General features: G+C 63.8%; 1 protein-coding gene. It reads left to right on the top strand.

Translation table 11 applies throughout. The features are described 5' to 3' along the window. Positions 1-119: 119 nt before the first annotated feature. Positions 120-1,118, top strand: coding sequence for an IS481 family transposase (locus tag AC5Y6Y_RS25735; protein WP_156526209.1), 999 nt, complete (start codon positions 120-122; stop codon positions 1,116-1,118). Positions 1,119-1,120 lie beyond the last annotated feature (2 nt).

The following is a 1,120-nucleotide window of genomic DNA, read 5'->3' as shown; positions in this document are numbered from 1 at the left end:
CTAGGTGTGATGTCCAGGGAGGTTGTCCCGATTCGTATCGGTGAGTCTGTGTGACAGAGAAGGCCTCCGGTTGTGAAGTGGAGCTGTCTAGGAACCGCTTCATCAACCAGGAGGCCTTCGTGTCCCACGCTAACGCTGCTTTGACCCCTCGTGCACGTTTGAGGCTCGCTCAGTTCGTCGTCGAGGAGGGCTGGACCTACGCCGCAGCGGCCAAGATGTTCATGGTCTCCCCACGAACCGCCAAGAAATGGGCGGACCGCTTCCGCGCCGAAGGCGCTGCGGGGATGGTCGACCGCAGTTCTCGGCCGCGCCACAGTCCGAACAAGACCAGCCAGCAGGTGATGCGACGAATCGTTGACGTGCGGTGGCGCAAGCGGTTGGGTCCGGTGCAGATCGCCGGGCGCCTTGGCGTGCCGGCTTCCACGGTGCACGCGGTGCTGACCCGGTGCCGGATCAACCGGCTGTCCTACATTGACCGGGTCACCGGGGAACCCCTGCGGCGCTACGAACACGACTATCCCGGCTCGCTGATCCACGTCGACGTCACCAAGTTCGCCAACATCCCCGACGGCGGCGGACATCGGTTCTTAAGCCGCGAGCACGGCAGACGCAACAGACAGCGGACCGCGCATCGAACCGGCGAACGCGCGGGGAATTGGCGACCCCGGATCGGAATTGCATTCCTGCACACAGTCATTGACGATCATTCCCGGATGGCCTACGCCGAGATTCAGTCCGACGAGAAAGCCGTCACCGCAATCGGTGTCCTGCGCCGCGCGGTGGCGTGGTTCGCTGAGCGTGGCGTCACCGTCGAACGAGTCTTGTCTGACAACGGGTCGGCCTACGTGTCCTACGCCTGGCGCGACGCCTGCGCCGAACTGAACATCACCCCGAAGCGCACCCGCCCGTATCGGCCACAAACCAACGGCAAAATCGAACGATTCCACCGCACGCTGGGCGACGGATGGGCCTACGCACGGTTCTACGAATCCACCGACCAACGCAACACCGCGCTACCGGGCTGGCTGCACTTCTACAATCACCACCGAGCCCACTCCGCCATCGGAGGCCGCCCACCAGTCACCAGACTGACCAACCTCCCTGGACATCACATCTAGGC

It is taken from the genome of Mycobacterium sp. NGS24, assembly GCF_059813065.1.
This window is presented reverse-complemented; position numbering and strand designations above follow the sequence as displayed.